Consider the following 14,955-nt stretch of genomic DNA (forward strand, 5'->3'; position numbering starts at 1 on the left):
TTCAGCAGTTCCACTTCCCCATACCTGCCATGCACAGCATAGTTCAGCCACTGTTTACTTGACTGGACTTGCCGCACTCTATCCGGCGGGCTTGAAACCTTAAGAATCCTACGTGCCAACCACTGAGCGAACAAACGTGTGCCTGTGCTTGGGCTCAACCGAGGAAGGTCCGGACCGCGGCGAGATCGCGCCGGGACAGTCCCTTGCGTGGATCCGGTGAGATGCAAAGCACACGGTCCTGGTGGTATTCGGCCCAGGAGCGGGCGTCGGACTCCTGGCCAAGTTGGTCGTCCAACCACACGAAGCGCTCCGCACCCGTCGCGGCCAGGTCTTTCTGGAGCGCCCCGAGCTTCCACCATTCGGGGCTCTGGTCCCAGCCCTGGCTGGAAAGTACAGGCCAATCCTCGCCCTTGAGGCCAATGGCCGGGCAGAGAAACTCCGGGGCAAGGCGCTCCCATGTGGTGAGCCATACAAAACGGGCGAGGGGATGCGCTGCCAGCTCGTTGAGTTCGGCCACTGCCTCGGGCGCGAACGCGACGTCAAGGATGCCGGCGTCGGCAATTTTCCACTCACCACCCCAATCAGTGACGCCTTGGGGGCCGAACGGGTTCACCACGCCGTCGACGTCCAGGTATATGGACACCGGCATGTTGGAGGCCATGGCCGTTCTCCCTTCCCCCACTTTCTGGTGGGGTCAAGCCCAGCGTACGGTACGTCGGCGATCCTGAGATGAAAAATATGCGCAAGAAATCATTTCCTTGACGTTCGTCATGGAAGTGATAACCTCGTAGGTATGGAAAAGCCCCCAGTCCATTCCCCGCAGAGTGTCCGCCCCATAGAAGACACAGTCCGCACCGACTTCCGGCATGCGATGTCCTATGGCGGTTACCTGGACCTGGACCACCTGCTCAGTTCCCAGCACCCGCTCAGCCAGCCGGAGCACCACGACGAACTGCTCTTCATCATCCAGCACCAAACCAGTGAGCTGTGGCTCAAGCTGGTCCTTCATGAGCTGCTTGAAGCCCGCAGGCTCTTCGACGCTGACAACCTGGGCAAGGCCCTCAAATGCATCGCCCGCGTCAAGGCCATCCAGCGCACCATGACTGAACAGTGGTCTGTCCTGGGTACCCTCACGCCCCGTGAGTATGCGCAGTTCCGCGGCTTCCTGGGCAGTTCCTCAGGTTTCCAGTCGTACCAATACCGCGGCGTTGAATTCCTGCTGGGCAACAAGAACAGGGGCATGCTGCGGGTCTTCGAAAGCGACCCTGAGGCACATGCGCTGCTCAGCCGGCTTCTCGAGGAACCCACGTTGTACGACGCCTTCCTGGCGGTGCTGGCCCGCGCCGGATACGACATTCCGGCCGACATCCTGGAGCGGGATACCAGCGAGCCGTGGACGTTCCGCAAGGATCTGGTCCCCGTCTTCCAGAAGATCTACGAATCGGACGATACCCAGTGGGGACTGTACGAGGCCTGCGAAGACCTGGTGGACATCGAAGACAACTTCCAGGCCTGGCGGTTCCGCCACCTGCGCACCGTCCAGCGGACCATCGGATTCAAGGTGGGCACAGGCGGCTCGTCAGGTGTCGACTTCCTCAAACGCGCCCTTGACCTCACCTTCTTCCCCGAGCTCTACGCCGTCCGCACCGAGATCGGCAACTAAGCAAATACCCGACAAGCACTCCCCAAGGAGGGAACCCATGACTACTGCCCAGCAGACCCAGCGGCCAACGTCGGCCGAGCTGGACGCCGCAGATCCTCTCGCCGCCCAGCGTGAGGCCTTCTACACGCCCGACGCCGGCCAGCTCACCGCTTACCTGGACGGCAACTCTCTCGGACGTCCACTGAAGGCAACTGCCGCGAACCTGGAATCCTTTGTCCACGACGCCTGGGGAAGCCGCCTCATCCGGGGCTGGGACGAACAATGGATGGACGAACCCACCCGTGTTGGCGACCGCATCGGCCAAGTGGCGCTCGGCGCCGCGCCCGGGCAGGTCACTGTGGGCGATTCGACGTCGGTCATGCTCTACAAGCTGATCCGCGCGGCCGTAGATGCCCAACCGGGCCGTGACGAGATCATCATCGATCGCGACAACTTTCCCACGGACCGCTTCATCATCGAAGGCATCGCCAAGGAACGCGGGGCAAGCATCAAATGGATCGCCGCCAACCCCGCCAGCGGCGTTCGTGCCGCGGACCTCGACGGGCTCCTTGGCGAGCGGACGGCCGTGGTGGTTCTTAGCCATGTAGCCTACCGCTCCGGGTTCCTGGCCGACGCGCAGTCGATCACCGCCAAGGTGCACCAAGCCGGCGCACTGATGCTGTGGGACCTTTGCCACTCGGTTGGGTCCGTACCGCTGGAGCTTGACGCCTGGGACGTTGACCTGGCTGTCGGCTGCACCTACAAGTACCTCAACGGCGGTCCGGGCTCCCCCGCATTCGCGTACGTCAACGCCGCACGGCAGGACCTGCTCCAGCAGCCCATCTGGGGGTGGATGGGGGCGGACAATCCGTTCGGCATGACGGAGTCATACCGTCCCGCACAGGGAATCCGCCGGTTCATCACGGGCACGCCTCCGGTGCTGGCCATGCAGCCAATCAAGGACATGGTGGAACTGATCGCCTCTGTTGGCATGGACGCCGTTCGCGAGAAGTCGGTCAAGCTCACGGAGTACGCCATTGCCCTCGCCGATGAGCTCCTGGTACCCCTTGGCGTGGACATCGTGAGCCCCCGCGACGCTGCCGAGCGTGGCTCGCATATCACTGTGGACCACCCACTGTTTGCCGATGTCACGGCCAAGCTGTGGGAGCGTGGCGTCATTCCCGATTTCCGTCCCCCGCATGGCCTGCGCATCGGCTTGTCCCCCTTGAGCACAAGCTACGCTGAGGTTGAGCTGGGAGTAACCGCTATCCGCGACGCCCTCGCCGAGCTGCTGTGAGTGCCGTCCTTGACGACATGGACTCCCGTCCCGGGAGTACAACGTCGTTGCTGCGAACAGTCATTGGCCTGTATTTGCGCGATGCCGGTGGATGGATGTCGGTCAAGGACATGGTTGTCCTCATGGAGGCCCTGGGCACGTCCGGGACGGTGACCCGGACGGCCTTGGGCCGCCTGCGGAAGAAGGACGTAGTCCTGCAGGAGGCGCGTGACGGGATCCCTGGGTTCACCCTGACCGAGGGAGCCGCCACCATGCTTGCCCGCGGCGACCGCAGGATCTACAACCCGATAAGCATGTCACCGGCCGATCCGTGGTGCCTGGTCTCCTTTTCGATTCCGGAGACGGAGCGGGAAAAACGCCACCAGTTGCGGCGGAGGCTCCACTGGATTGGTTGCGGGACTGTCGCCGCCGGCTTGTGGATCTGCCCGGATACCCTTCGCGGCGAGGTGGAGGAAATCCTCACCGACCTTGAACTCCGGGGAATGGCCACCCTCTTCGTGACGCAAACCCCGCTGGTAGGCGGCAACCTGGCCGATGCCGCATCGAAGTGGTGGGATCTGGACGCGGTGGCGGAGCTGTACAAGGACTTCATCCGCGAGCACGGCACTGCCGCGCCCGCTCCGGACAGCGTCGGTATTGATGCAAACGCCGATGCTTTTGCCAGGTATGTCCAATGCATCGACCGCTGGCGGATCATCCCCTACCTCGACCCCGGGCTGCCCCGGACCTTCCTGCCCGAAGACTGGCCCGGGGCCCAAGGAACTGCGTTGTTCGAGCAGATTATGGACGCCTACGCAGAGCCAAGTGCGGACTTCGTGCGGCGTACCCTTGGGAGCGACTTGGCGGTCCCGGCGCCCTGAGTGGTTCGACAGCCGCTGTGGTTCGACAGCCGCTGCTTTTAGGGAATGCCCTTTGAGGCGGTGCTGTTGACCCGTGAGACGAAGCGGAACCGGTCGCCGCGGAACGTGCTGCGCGTCCACTCAACGGGGACACCGGCAGCATCCCTCGCCAGGCGATGGACCACCAGCAACGGCGCCCCCATTTCGATCCCGAGCAGCCTTACGTCCTCCGGCCCGGCCAGCGCCGTCTCCACGGTGTCCTCGACGTCGGAAATGTGAACGCCGTAAATGTCGGCCAAGGCTGCATAGAGCGAACCGGCCTTCTCAAGGTTTGCCTTGAAGCGCGGCAACTTGCCCGGGAGGTAAGCGACCTCGTGGGCCAGAGGTTCGCCGTCGATCAACCGGATCCGCTCCAGGCGTGTGACGCCATCGCCGGGGTCGATTCCCAAATGTGCTGCGACGTCGATGTCCGCCTTGGCCACGGCCAGGGACAGGAGCTTCGAGTCAGGCCGCAAGCCTTGGTTCCTTGCGTCGTCGGAGAAGGACGTAAGCTGCCGCACGTGGGTCATCTTTGGCGGCGCCACAAAAGTGCCATGCCCTTGGATGCGGCCCAGCTTCCCCTCTGCAACGAGCTCACTGATGGCTTGCCGAACGGTAGTGCGGGACGTCTTGTACTTCTCCGCCAGCGCCCGTTCCGTGGGAATGAGAGTGCCCGGCTGGAGTCCAGCGATCGACGCAAGCAGCTCGGTCTTGAGGACGTAGTACTTGGGCATTGCCGCCGCGACATCTGTGGACATATTGGACATCCTACTTGTAGACAAGGTGATTGGTCTATGCCAATCTAGTGCAGGTTGGTCTAAACCAATTTCGGAGAAACTCCGCTAAACCCCTACTTTTCCACAGATCCAAGGGACAAAGATGTCGATCCTGCAAGACCTACGGCAAACACCCAGGCTAGGGCTCCTGGTGGGCGGCGCCGCCGCCACCATCGGCGTGATTTACGGCTACGACATGTCCAACATTGCCGGCGCCCTGCTGTTCATCACCAAGCAGTTCAGCCTCACCACATCCCAGCAGGAACTTGTGACCACCGCAGTGGTTGCCGGAGAAGTCCTGGGCGCGCTGGTGGGTGGCTGGCTATCCAACCGCGTGGGCCGCAAGGCGTGCATGGTGGGTCTGGCGATCGGCTACGCGCTCTTCGCAGTGCTCAGCGCCATGTCCGACGATGTACCGACGCTGCTCATCGCCCGACTGCTGCTGGGCCTCACCATCGGCATCTCCGTGGTGGTGGTCCCCGTGTTCGTCGCGGAGTCGGCGCCGGCAAAGGTCCGCGGCGCCCTGCTGGTTGCGTACCAGGTGGCCACCGTCTTCGGCATCATCGTTGGCTATCTGGCTGCCTACGCCCTCGCCGGCACTGGCTCTTGGCGGTGGATGCTTGGCCTTGCAGCAATCCCGGCAATCATTGTCCTCGCCATAGTGGTCAAGCTGCCGGACACCGCCCGGTGGTACATGATGCGGGGCAGGACGGCGGAAGCCAGGCGGACCCTGTCCGCTATTGAGCCGGGGACAGACGTAGACGCAGAGTTGGCAGAGATGCAGCGGGCCATCAGCGAAGAACGCGGCGGCGGCCTCCGCGAAATGCTGCGCGTTGCCTACCTCCGGGCGACCGTGTTCGTGGTTGGCCTGGGCTTCTTCATCCAAATCACCGGCATCAATGCTGTGGTCTACTACAGCCCCAGGATCTTTGAAGCCATGGGCTTCAGCGGCAACGCAGCACTGCTGTTGCTGCCCGCGGCAGTGCAGGTGGCCTCGCTCGTGGCTGTTTTCGTGTCCTTGTCGCTGGTAGACCGGCTGGGCCGCCGCCCGGTGCTCTTGACCGGCATCGGCATGATGGTAGCGGCCAACGTCCTGTTGGTAGGAGTGTTCATGGCCGGCCAGGACTTCGGCGGCCTGCTCACAGTCCTTGGCTTCCTTGGCGTCCTTCTTTTCACTGTGGGCTTCACGTTCGGCTTCGGTGCACTGGTGTGGGTATACGCCGGCGAGAGCTTCCCTTCCCGGCTCCGCTCGCTCGGGGCAAGCGCGATGCTGACCTCGGACCTGGTGGCCAACGTCCTGGTGGCAGCGTTCTTCCTGACCATGCTCCAGCGTTTGGGTGGCGCGGGCACCTTCGCAGTGTTCGGTGTTCTGGCTATCCTCGGCTTTATGTTTGTCCGCAAGTTCGCTCCCGAGACGAAGGGCCGCCCCTTGGAGGAAATACAGCAGTACTGGGAAAATGGTGGGAAGTGGCCGGAGCCTGAGGCGACCGGACACATCCCTGCACATGAAGACACAGAACCGGCGGTTGTCCGGTGACGCCGGCGGTGTTGGGCCTGCATATTGGCGGTTCCAAGACACATGCTGTGCGTTCGGACCTGGGCCGGGGGCAGGGACAGGGCCGGAGGCAGGGACAGGGCCGGAGCAAGGGCGCTGGCGCGAACAGCGACGCACATCTTGAGATTACCGAGGCAAGCGCCAACCTGTCCTCAGTGGGTCACCAGGGAGCAGACGCCGTGCTGCGACGGATCGCTGCGGCGGTCGGTGAGGGTATCCAGGCCGTATGCGCAGGCGCCGCGGGAGCGGACACCCCTGCCAGCAGGGCCGTACTGAGTGCCCTTCTTACTGAACATTTTCCCGGCGCCAGGATCGACGTCGTCCATGACACCCGCGTCGTCCTCGCCGCCGCGGACCTCGACGCCGGAGTGGTCCTGGTAGCAGGCACCGGCTCCGTCGCTTGGGGGCGGAACCGCGAGGGACAAGAGGCCCGCAGCGGAGGCTACGGCTATTTGCTCGGCGATGAAGGCGGAGGATACTCCGTGGTACGTGACGCTGTCCGGGAGGCCTTGCGGGAGTACTACGCGGGACTGGAACCGGGCACGATGGTCAGCGCCCTCATGTCCGCGACGGCGAGCGCGGACGCACTGCAGCTCATGGATCTCTTCTATGCCAAGCCTGAACCGGACCACTGGGCGGGCCTTGCCCCGCTGGTCCTGGACCTTGCGGTTGAAGGTGATCCTGCTGCGTTGCGGATCCAGGCTGAAGCCTCGCATTCCCTGGCCACTTTGGCCAGGCAAGTACTGGGCGAGCTTGGATTGGACCTGCCTTTGGTGATGGCTGGTGGTCTCCTGGTCAATCAACAGCAACTGGCAGGCGCCGTTGCCCGCAAGGTTGCCTTGGAGGATCCCTCACTGATCAGGATCCTGGGCCAGGCCCCGGTGCACGGCGCCGTAAAGCTGGCCCGGCAACTGATCGAGCCCTGACTCGCAGAGATTTTGCCCCTTCGAAAAACAGACAGGAACCATGACCATCACTCCTACCTCCCCAGGTGTCCCGCACTCCACTCCCGGTGTCAAAATGGCCAACGAGATCAGAGAGCAACCCCAGGTACTCGCCGGACTCCTGGATTCGGGCCGCCAGCAATTCGTTGCCATGGCGGACATTATCAAGAGGGCGTCCCCACGGTTTGTCCTGCTCGCCGCCCGCGGCACGAGTGACCATGCGGCGTTGTACGCGAAGTACCTCATTGAAATCAGCCTTGGGTTGCCGGTTGGCCTTGCCTCGCCGTCGACCCTTACCGCGTATGGAGCCACGCCCCAACTGGAAGGTGTGCTGTGGTTGGCGGTCAGCCAGTCCGGCGGTTCACCGGACCTGGTGGAGTCGACGGCGGCAGCCCGCCGCCTTGGCGCCCTCACCGTCGCCGTGACCAACTCGCCCGGGTCCCCGCTGGCCAGGGCTGCGGAACATCACCTGGATATCCTGGCCGGAAGCGAAACTGCCGTGGCGGCTACCAAGAGCTACACGGCGCAGCTTCTGGCTCTGTGGTTGTTGGTTGATGCGTGGCGTGGTGGAACGTCCGTCAACGCGGCGGGCATTCCTGACTGGGCCGATTCTGTGTTGGCTGATGATGCCGTGCTGGACGTGGCTGGCAGTTACCGCTTTGCCGACCGCATCATCACTACGGGTCGTGGCTATTCCTACCCCACGGCGAGGGAGGGTGCCCTGAAGCTCATGGAAACCTCCTACCTACCTGCCCAGGCATTCTCCGGTGCGGATCTCCTGCACGGACCGTTCGCGATGATCGACTCCCAGCACCCTGTAATTGCCGTTGTCCCGGAGGGAATCGGGGGAACGGCCATGCGCCCTGTCCTGGAGAGGCTTGCGGACCGTGGCGCCCACGTATGCGTGGTGGGCGACCGCTCTGCCGCCCTTCCAGGTAGTTTGGTCCTTCCTTTGCCGGCCGGTGTTCCGGAGGAGCTTTCGCCTATCCTGCAGATCCTGCCTCTCCAGCGATTGGCCTTGCAGTTGTCGGTGGAACGCGGCAATGATCCCGATGCTCCGCGCGGCCTGCTGAAGGTGACTGAAACCTGGTAGACGCCGGTGCGTGCGTGGCTGGATGTGCACACCGCATCCAGCCACGCGGACCGATGATCCGCGCAGATAACCGGAGTAGTCTGGATTCATGCCTCTCACGTGTGGTGGTCGGTACTAATGGCGCGGGCCAGGCAGCGGTGGCTGCCAGCTCTCCTGGTTCCCCTTGCACTGGCGCTGGCGGCGCTCATCGGCTCCGTCCAGGCCGGCGCGACCGTTTCCCTGCCGCCCAAAACGGCGGATGAGATCCTGGCCATGATCGCCCGTACGGAGGTGCGCGCTTTATCCGGCACTGTGGTGCAAACCGCTGAGTTGGGGTTGCCTGAAGTTCCCACAGCTGGCCCGGGAATCGTACCTGGAGCCACTTCGGCGCTTGAACTGCTCACAGGATCACACACCGCGCGCGTTTATCTGGACGGCCCCTCCAAAGCCAAACTGCAAATCCTGGACAGGATGGCCGAACGTGACTTTGTGGTCAATGGCGGCGATGCCTGGTTCTACAATTCCGCGGACAACAGCGCTACGCATCTAAACGTCCCTGTGCCCTCATTGGCCGAGCGGGGGGAATCCCTTCCAAGCGAATCAACGCGTCCTGACATTCCCACTCCGGAGGCAATGGCCAGTCACTTCCTGTCAGCCATTGATTCCAGCACTGAAGTTACGGTGGGCGAAGCTTCTACGGTTGCGGGTCGCAGCGCGTACCGGTTGAGCCTGCTGCCGCGCAGTGACGGGACCTTGGTTGATTCTGTGTCGATCGACGTCGACTCCGAAACTGGATTGCCACTGGGCGTCGAGGTTCGCGCGAAGGGCCAGCCGGAGCCTGCATATTCACTTGCCTATACCGAGGTGAACCTTTCCACCCCGGACGCCGCTTTGTTTAACTTCACCCCGCCGGTCGGCGCAACTGTCACAGAGATGCCGGTTCCCACCAAGCCATTGCCGCCTACGATGCAAGGGCCCACTGTTCCTGCCCCGGATCAGCCCGCCCCTGCCCCCGCCCCTGCCCCGGATCAGCCCGCCCCTGTTCAGCCCGTTCCGGCACCTGAGGCATCAGCCATACCGGCGCTCCCCCGCCACGGCGGTTCAGTGACCGGCGAAGGCTGGGCCACTGTGATCGGCTTGCCTGCTGGAACGGCGCCCGCCGAACTCACCTCCAACCCCCAGCTCGCCCAGGCGCTGCCACCCGTCAGCGGCGGACGGGCACTGACAACGTCGCTGGTGAGCGTCCTTATTCTCGACGACGGCCGCGTATTTGCGGGCTTGGTGCCTTTGGACCGGCTGGAATCAGCCGCTGCAGCCCAATGACCGGCCGTTCAATGATCGCCGCCCCTATGATCGGCGACCTGTGACGGAGGTCCGTGAAGCTGCTCCCACCACCCCATCGATTGACCTTGCCATAGAAACCCATGGCCTGGTGAAGCGCTTTGGCCGCCGTTCTGCGGTGGACGGCATTGATCTTGCCGTCCCCCGCGGCGCGGTGTTCGGCTTCCTGGGTCCCAACGGTTCGGGAAAGACCACCACCATCCGCGTTTTACTTGGCCTGGCTTCAGCGAACAGTGGCGAAATACGCGTTCTGGGCAAGGAGATGCCGCAGCAGTTGGCTTCGGTGTTGCCCGAGGTGGGCGCGCTGGTGGAGGGGCCAGGCTTCTATCCGTTTCTTTCCGGAGCGGCCAATCTCCTGCGGCTGGACTCCGCAGACCGCCATGCCTCCTCGTCCACCCGACGCCAGCGCGTCAACGAGGCACTGGACCGCGTTGGCCTGGGCCACGCTGCGGGGAAGAAAGTACGGGCCTACTCACTGGGGATGAAACAGCGCCTGGGGCTCGCCAACGCCATGCTCCGGCCGCGGGAACTGCTGGTTCTTGACGAACCAACCAATGGGCTTGACCCCCAAGGGACCCGGGAGGTGCGCGGCCTGGTGCGCTCCCTGGCCGCCGGCGGGACCACCGTCTTCGTTTCCAGCCACCTCTTGGCCGAGGTGGAACAGATGTGCACCCATGTGGGGGTCATGAGCGCCGGGCGGCTGGTGGCCCAAGGACCGTTGGATGAACTGCGGTCTGCCGGACAAGCGCACGTTCTGGTGCGAACGCCCGACGTCGAACATGCTGTCCGTGTCCTGGCCCGCCTGGGTTTGGTTCCCGGCGAAGCGCCTGGCCGCGGCCTGGTCCAGGGAACCGGCTTGGACGGCGTTGAGCCTGAAGAGATCGTTGCCGCCTTGGTGGCCGAGGGCGTCCGCGTCCGGGGTTTCTCCGTGGAGAACGCAAGCCTGGAAGAGCGGTTCGTGTCCCTGACAGGAGAGGGGTTTGACGTTGTTGGCTGAAAGTTCCGCTCCGCCGGTCCGGCCCGGGATCGGGTGGGCATTGCTTGGCTCCGAATTGTCCGTACTGTTTCGCCGCCTCCGGACCTGGGCCATGCTGTTGGCCCTCGCCGCTGTTCCCATCCTCATTGCCATTGCCGTCAAGCTCTCATCCCGGCCCGCGACGCCTGGCCGCGGTCCACTGTTTCTGGACCGCATCACACAGAACGGCCTGTTTGTCGCTGTGACGGCCCTGGTGGTTTGTGTCCCGCTGTTCCTGCCGCTCACCATCGGCGTGGTGGCCGGCGACACCGTCGCCGGAGAGGCCAACCTGGGAACTTTGCGGTATCTGCTCCTGGCACCGGCGGGGCGCATCCGCCTGCTCCTGGTCAAGTACGCCGGGGCCGTTGCTTTCTGCTGTGCCGCTACAGCCACCGTCGCAGCGGCGGGTACCTTGGCCGGCGTCGTGTTCTTCCCCATCGGTCCTGTCACGTTGCTGTCCGGTGACACGATCGGGGTAAGCGAGTCAGCGCTGCGGTCACTGTTGATCGCTGCCTACATCACGGTCTCGCTGTTGGGCTTGTCCGCGATCGGGCTGCTCATTTCTACTTTTACGGACGTCCCGGTGGGGGCGATGGCCGCGACCATCGTCCTCTCGGTGGTATCGCAAGTGCTGGACAACCTGCCACAACTGGAATGGCTGCACCCTTGGCTGTTCAGCCACCATTGGCTTGGGTTCGCCGACATCCTGCGGCAACCGATCTCCTGGACGTCGTTTGGAGAAAACGCGCTGCTCCAAGCCGGCTACATTGCCGTCTGCGGCGCACTGGCTTACGGGAAGTTCTCCACCAAGGACATCCTGTCCTAGCTTTGCCGTAGGCTCTCTCCATGGCCAGATTCTTTGACGTCCACCCTGAAGATCCGCAACCACGCGCCATCAGCCAAGTGGTTAGCATGCTGCAAAGCGGCGGGCTGATCGCCTACCCTACCGACTCCTGCTACGCCTTGGGCGCCCAGATCGGAAACAGGGAAGCATTGGATCGCATCCGGACCATCCGGCAATTGGACGACAAACACCACTTCACCTTGGTCTGCAAGGATTTCGCCCAGATGGGGCAGTTCGTGATGATCGATAACGATGTTTTCCGGAGCATCAAGGCCGTCACCCCGGGCAGTTACACTTTCATCCTCCCGGCCACCCGTGAGGTTCCCAAGCGCCTGCTCCACCCGAAGAAGAAGACAGTAGGCGTGCGCATTCCAGATCACAAAGTGGTCCAGGCGCTCCTTGCCGAACTCGGTGAACCATTGCTTTCCAGCACGCTCCTGCTGCCTGACCAGGAAGAGCCCCTGACCCAAGGCTGGGAAATCAAGGAACGGCTGGACAATGAAGTAGACGCAGTGATCGATTCCGGCGATACCGGTTCAGAGCCCACCACAGTGATCGACTTCTCCAGCGGCGTTGCGGAAGTAGTTCGCCGCGGAACGGGCGATCCTTCACGGTTCGAATAAGTCCCTGGTCGGGCTACCGGTTCATCGGAAGTGGAAACGGCAACTCGCGTTCAAAGCAACCTGGGCAAGTCCCGTCATTTCCAAAGCGATGGGCGAGGGTTGCGTGGTCAAGGGCAGCGGCGGGTAGGCCACGGAAATGGTGAGCTGGCGGTTTCCATCTGCACTGCTGATTGAGATGGTGCCAAAGCCGGGTACATCACCTGAATGGCCGTAATAGAAGCCGTTGGTGCACCTGTCCTTCCAGTGGTCCAGGCCTAGTCCGTAATCGGCGAAGACCGAACCCTTCATCTCCACGAGGCTGTCCGGTAACAGCAGCCGCCCCTCAAGCAACGCGGCGTAGAAGGCGTTGATGTCGGCCACACTGGCTATCACGCCCTCGGAAACCGGGCCACCTTGCTGCGAGGAACGCGTGACGTCCACAGTTTGGTTCCCCACCAGGGCATAACCATGGATCAAGGTGTCTGGAAGGGGGTCCCCGTCCAACACCATGGTTGAGTGCAAATCCAGGGGATCAAGGATGTCCGCCCGCAGCACCTCGGCGAGAGGAACGCCCCGGAGCCGCTCCACCAGGAAACCGAGGACTGCGTAGTCCGAAAGTCCCCCGGCAAAGGGAACCCCCGTGGTGTGGCCCAGCAAGCGCCGGACTGTTACCGATGCTGGCTCTGGCGGCAGGAGGGCCTCGATCCCCGGCAGGTATTTGGCGATGGAATCTTCAAGTACCAGCCGGCCTTCTTCCACAAGCTTCAGCACCGAAACCGCCACCATGCTCCGGGTCAGCCCTCCCACGCGGATGGGATCACCCGGTTGCACGGGAGCACCACCCTCAAGGCTCCTAAGGCCGGCAGCGTGCGTCCACACTTGTGTGTCGGCTTTGGCCTCCATCACCACCGCCGGTGCACCGTGCTGGAGCATCTCCCGGCTAAAGAGCTCCAAAGTTGCCTGCAACTCGCGGAAGGCCGCTGTTGCTGGTGGCGAGGGTGATGCCGCTATGGAGGGTGGTGAGGCAGGCGCCGTGGGAGGTACCGCCGTCGAGCTTGTCACTGGTGCCGGCGGCAGCGGGCTTGGCCGCGGTTCACCAGTGCAGCCAGCAAGGATCAGGCCGCACACGAGCACTGCGGTAAAAATACCCCTCCGTGAACCTGGATGCACTCCTGCTCCTGCGGTTACTCCTCCTGCTTGCGGGCCCTGCTGGGCTGCACCCGCATCGGTTCGCCCGGCATCTTGGGAAATTCCGGCGGGAACGGCATTTCGCCCTGGCCGTTCTTGACGTCCCGTTCCCACCATTGCAGAAGGACGTCGATGTCTCCGGGCTTGTCATGCATGGTGGCCCAGGGGTCGCCTGTTTTCTTCAGTCGATCCGGAACCGTGGCGATGGTGTATTTTGCTGGATCGGCGTTCTCCAGCTCTTCCCAGGTCAACGGGCACGATACTTGTGCCTGGGGCACGGCACGGGGGCTGTACGCACCAGCAATCGTCCTGTCGCGGTTGGCTTGGTTGAAGTCCACGAAGATCCTGGTTCCGCGTTCTTCCTTCCACCACGCCGTGGTGACCTTCTCCGGCATCCGGCGCTCCAACTCCCGTCCCGCAGCGATCACTGCGTGGCGGACTTCCAGGAATTCATGCTTGGGATGGATGGGTGCATATACGTGCAAACCGCGGTTGCCTGAGGTCTTGATGAAGGCCGTCAGCCCGGCTTCGTCAAGCAACGCACGGAGCTCCTGCGCGGCCGGGATGGCGTCATCGAAGTCGGTTCCAGGCTGGGGATCAAGGTCGATTCGCAGCTGGTCGGGATTATCAGGATCATTGGCACGGGAAGCCCACGGATGGAAAACCACGGTGTTCATTTGAGCTGCCCACACGGCGGTGGCCGGTTCGTCTATCACCAACTGCGGATGGGTCCGGGCGCTTGGATAGGTCACCATGACCGAGCGGACGTAGTCCGGCGCTCCTTTGGGAGGGTTCTTCGAGAAGAACATCTCACCTTCGATGTTGCCCGAGTAGCGCTGGAGACTGACAGGCCGGTTGCCGTTGGCCGCCACAAAGGCTTCGCCAACGTCCACCAGGTAATTGGCCAGGTCCAGTTTCGTCAGACCGGCCTCAGGCCACATCACACGGCTTGGACTCGAAATCCTTACTTCCCGGGGCCCTTCGGGGCCGGGCACGGAAACTGTTGCTGATTCGCTCGCCATGGCCACAAGCTACCCCGTGACGGGCGCCCGCGTCAGCATCCCGCGTTCCTTTTTTCCGGTGGCGTGACGTACTGACTGACAGCCCGCGGCCAAACTGCTCCATGATGGATACATGCCAAACACTGAAACCGCCCTGACTGTTGCCGTGGGAGACACCAAGGTATCCGGAATCCACGTTCGGCCGGACAAACCGTTCGCAACCCTCGTGGTGGCCCACGGCGCCGGCGCCGGTAAGGAACACCCCTTCCTGCAGGGTTTTGCCGAAGCGATGGCCGAGGAAGGCGTCAGTACGCTGCGCTTCAATTTCCCCTACCGGGAAGCAGGACGACGCTTCCCCGACCGTCCGCCGGCGGCCATTGCGACGTGGCGGGCGGTTATGGAAAAGGCAGCGGAGATCGCCGGCGATGAACCGTTGTGGGCAGGGGGCAAATCCTTCGGTGGTCGGATGGCCTCCATGGCCGTGGCCGAGGGAATGCCCGCGCGTGGCTTGGTGTATCTCGGCTATCCGCTGCACGCACCGGGCAAACCGGAGAAGCTGCGCGATGAACACCTCTACGGGGTAACCGTGCCCATGCTCTTCCTCCAAGGCACACGCGATACCTTCGCGACGCCGGAACTCCTGGAATCTGTGGTGGCCCGGATTGGCCCGACGGCCACACTCCAGTGGAGCGAAGACGCTGACCATTCGTTCGTGGTCAAGGGCGTTAAGCGCAGTGCCGCTGAGATAGGCGCCTCACTCGCGCCCGCAGTCGCTGGTTTCCTGAGGGAAAACGGTTGAG

At 63.2% G+C, this 14,955-nt stretch carries 15 protein-coding genes; 11 read left to right on the forward strand and 4 right to left on the reverse strand.

Translation table 11 applies throughout. From position 1 onward, the window contains the following. Positions 1-154 precede the first annotated feature (154 nt). Entirely contained in the window at positions 155-661 is a 507-nt protein-coding gene (locus ACZ5G6_RS13405; protein WP_223932907.1) for an HAD domain-containing protein, read from the reverse strand. 132 nt (positions 662-793) lie between these two features. On the opposite strand from ACZ5G6_RS13405, the gene kynA reads away from it, so the two are divergent. Genes kynA through ACZ5G6_RS13420 form a run of 3 tightly spaced genes read left to right on the forward strand, consistent with a single transcriptional unit; the run spans position 794 to position 3,799 of the window. Next, complete coding sequence (kynA, locus tag ACZ5G6_RS13410) at positions 794-1,663, forward strand: tryptophan 2,3-dioxygenase (RefSeq protein WP_223932908.1); 870 nt, start codon at positions 794-796, stop codon at positions 1,661-1,663. A gap of 37 nt (positions 1,664-1,700) precedes the next feature. Then, on the forward strand, positions 1,701-2,939 hold the full coding sequence (kynU, locus tag ACZ5G6_RS13415) for a kynureninase (protein ID WP_498685918.1): 1,239 nt from the start codon (positions 1,701-1,703) through the stop codon (positions 2,937-2,939). Next, positions 2,936-3,799: a PaaX family transcriptional regulator gene (locus ACZ5G6_RS13420; protein ID WP_498685919.1), complete on the forward strand. Its 864-nt coding sequence runs from the start codon at positions 2,936-2,938 to the stop codon at positions 3,797-3,799. The genes kynU and ACZ5G6_RS13420 overlap by 4 nt, the downstream gene beginning before the upstream one ends. Before the next feature lie 38 nt (positions 3,800-3,837). Here the strand turns inward: ACZ5G6_RS13420 and ACZ5G6_RS13425 are convergent, their stop codons facing one another. Continuing rightward, on the reverse strand, positions 3,838-4,584 hold the full coding sequence (locus tag ACZ5G6_RS13425) for a GntR family transcriptional regulator (protein WP_498691854.1): 747 nt from the start codon (positions 4,582-4,584) through the stop codon (positions 3,838-3,840). Positions 4,585-4,696: 112 nt separating this feature from the next. On the opposite strand from ACZ5G6_RS13425, the gene ACZ5G6_RS13430 reads away from it, so the two are divergent. The 7 genes from ACZ5G6_RS13430 to ACZ5G6_RS13460 all read left to right on the forward strand — a co-directional run bounded on the left by ACZ5G6_RS13430 (position 4,697) and on the right by ACZ5G6_RS13460 (position 11,987). Further along, positions 4,697-6,130: a sugar porter family MFS transporter gene (locus ACZ5G6_RS13430; protein ID WP_498685920.1), complete on the forward strand. Its 1,434-nt coding sequence runs from the start codon at positions 4,697-4,699 to the stop codon at positions 6,128-6,130. Between the two features lie 47 nt (positions 6,131-6,177). Beyond that, positions 6,178-7,074 (forward strand): N-acetylglucosamine kinase, encoded by an 897-nt coding sequence (locus ACZ5G6_RS13435; protein ID WP_498685921.1) that lies wholly within the window; start codon positions 6,178-6,180, stop codon positions 7,072-7,074. 40 nt (positions 7,075-7,114) lie between these two features. Continuing rightward, a complete protein-coding gene (locus tag ACZ5G6_RS13440; protein ID WP_498685922.1) occupies positions 7,115-8,185 on the forward strand; it encodes an SIS domain-containing protein in 1,071 nt (356 codons plus the stop codon). A 117-nt stretch (positions 8,186-8,302) separates the two neighbouring features. Continuing rightward, complete coding sequence (locus ACZ5G6_RS13445; protein WP_498685923.1) at positions 8,303-9,487, forward strand: LolA family protein; 1,185 nt, start codon at positions 8,303-8,305, stop codon at positions 9,485-9,487. Positions 9,488-9,527: 40 nt separating this feature from the next. Then, positions 9,528-10,502 carry an ABC transporter ATP-binding protein gene (locus tag ACZ5G6_RS13450; RefSeq protein ID WP_498685924.1) on the forward strand — a complete coding sequence of 325 codons (975 nt, stop codon included), beginning with the start codon at positions 9,528-9,530 and terminating at the stop codon, positions 10,500-10,502. Beyond that, positions 10,486-11,346 (forward strand): ABC transporter permease, encoded by an 861-nt coding sequence (locus ACZ5G6_RS13455; RefSeq protein WP_223932915.1) that lies wholly within the window; start codon positions 10,486-10,488, stop codon positions 11,344-11,346. The genes ACZ5G6_RS13450 and ACZ5G6_RS13455 overlap by 17 nt, the downstream gene beginning before the upstream one ends. 20 nt (positions 11,347-11,366) lie before the next feature. Next, entirely contained in the window at positions 11,367-11,987 is a 621-nt protein-coding gene (locus tag ACZ5G6_RS13460; protein WP_498685925.1) for an L-threonylcarbamoyladenylate synthase, read from the forward strand. A gap of 21 nt (positions 11,988-12,008) precedes the next feature. Here ACZ5G6_RS13460 and ACZ5G6_RS13465 read toward each other — a convergent pair whose 3' ends face one another. Together ACZ5G6_RS13465 and ligD are read right to left on the reverse strand one after the other, a co-directional pair. Then, positions 12,009-13,136: a serine hydrolase domain-containing protein gene (locus ACZ5G6_RS13465; protein WP_498685926.1), complete on the reverse strand. Its 1,128-nt coding sequence runs from the start codon at positions 13,134-13,136 to the stop codon at positions 12,009-12,011. Positions 13,137-13,150: 14 nt separating this feature from the next. Further along, positions 13,151-14,176 carry a non-homologous end-joining DNA ligase gene (gene ligD, locus ACZ5G6_RS13470; RefSeq protein ID WP_223932918.1) on the reverse strand — a complete coding sequence of 342 codons (1,026 nt, stop codon included), beginning with the start codon at positions 14,174-14,176 and terminating at the stop codon, positions 13,151-13,153. Positions 14,177-14,288: 112 nt separating this feature from the next. On the opposite strand from ligD, the gene ACZ5G6_RS13475 reads away from it, so the two are divergent. Continuing rightward, on the forward strand, positions 14,289-14,954 hold the full coding sequence (locus ACZ5G6_RS13475; RefSeq protein ID WP_498685927.1) for an alpha/beta hydrolase family protein: 666 nt from the start codon (positions 14,289-14,291) through the stop codon (positions 14,952-14,954). The last annotated feature ends 1 nt before the right edge of the window (position 14,955 follow it).

The organism is Arthrobacter sp. TmtSoilC51, assembly GCF_055388015.1.

Excerpts from the sequence above, each read along its gene's own strand:
- ACZ5G6_RS13405 (WP_223932907.1), bottom strand. The coding sequence starts at position 661 with ATGGCCTCCAACATGCCGGTGTCCATATACCTGGACGTCGACGGCGTG.
- kynA (WP_223932908.1), top strand. The coding sequence starts at position 794 with ATGGAAAAGCCCCCAGTCCATTCCCCGCAGAGTGTCCGCCCCATAGAA.
- kynU (WP_498685918.1), top strand. The coding sequence starts at position 1,701 with ATGACTACTGCCCAGCAGACCCAGCGGCCAACGTCGGCCGAGCTGGAC.
- ACZ5G6_RS13425 (WP_498691854.1), bottom strand. The coding sequence starts at position 4,584 with ATGTCCAATATGTCCACAGATGTCGCGGCGGCAATGCCCAAGTACTAC.
- ACZ5G6_RS13430 (WP_498685920.1), top strand. The coding sequence starts at position 4,697 with ATGTCGATCCTGCAAGACCTACGGCAAACACCCAGGCTAGGGCTCCTG.
- ACZ5G6_RS13440 (WP_498685922.1), top strand. The coding sequence starts at position 7,115 with ATGACCATCACTCCTACCTCCCCAGGTGTCCCGCACTCCACTCCCGGT.
- ACZ5G6_RS13445 (WP_498685923.1), top strand. The coding sequence starts at position 8,303 with ATGGCGCGGGCCAGGCAGCGGTGGCTGCCAGCTCTCCTGGTTCCCCTT.
- ACZ5G6_RS13460 (WP_498685925.1), top strand. The coding sequence starts at position 11,367 with ATGGCCAGATTCTTTGACGTCCACCCTGAAGATCCGCAACCACGCGCC.
- ligD (WP_223932918.1), bottom strand. The coding sequence starts at position 14,176 with ATGGCGAGCGAATCAGCAACAGTTTCCGTGCCCGGCCCCGAAGGGCCC.
- ACZ5G6_RS13475 (WP_498685927.1), top strand. The coding sequence starts at position 14,289 with ATGCCAAACACTGAAACCGCCCTGACTGTTGCCGTGGGAGACACCAAG.